The sequence below is a fragment of the Roseimaritima sediminicola genome (genome assembly GCF_009618275.1).
GTDB lineage: Bacteria > Planctomycetota > Planctomycetia > Pirellulales > Pirellulaceae > Roseimaritima > Roseimaritima sediminicola.
Map to the genome: position 1 here is coordinate 1 of NZ_WIAD01000150.1, position 640 is coordinate 640.

At 57.5% G+C, this 640-nt stretch carries 1 protein-coding gene; it reads left to right on the forward strand.

From position 1 onward, the window contains the following. The coding region (locus GE027_RS22950; RefSeq protein WP_162006907.1) for a hypothetical protein at positions 1–550 on the forward strand (550 nt) is incomplete at its 5' end. Between the last annotated feature and the right edge of the window lie 90 nt (positions 551–640).

A 640-nucleotide genomic window follows, 5' to 3' on the forward strand; every position in this document is an offset into this window, starting at 1 on the left:
GACCAAGATGGGAATTGGATTGACCTTTGAGGAGTTCGTCAACGTGAAGCTTCGGCTGAACAACGAGGACGTGCCGAAGCATCGATCGGCCGACGTTCGGGCCGAGCAGTTGTTCCCCATGAAGCCCGCAGAGGTGGTAAAACACCTGCGGGCCAGGGGTTACGCTTGCCGTGTTGAATCGCTGGAGATGCTGGTTCGAACGGGCGGAGTCGAACCGGCCGACTTCGACGTTTGGACGCGGGCCGACGTTGATGAAGCTGCGAAGCGATTTGAAGAATGCGAATCGTTCACGCCCTACGCGACGATGTGCCAGGCACTCGGATGTCGCTACGTCGATTTCTTGATGCCGCTTCGGGATGCATCGGAACGCGAATCGAGTCGCTACGGACAACATATCCCGGCCGACGATCAGTACTTCGTTTTGCATCGAACGCCGCCTCGGGCCGAGATCGGTGACGACGGATCGATCGGAGCGATCTCTCCCGCAGTCATCAGTTTCACGCTTTGCGACGACGTTCGCGAGCAGCTTGAAGCCGGCGAGGTGGTATGACGGACGCCTCTGGTTCAACTGAGCGGGACGACCGGATCCCAATCGAAATCGATGAGGAGACGTTCAAATACATCGAAGACATTGTTCCTA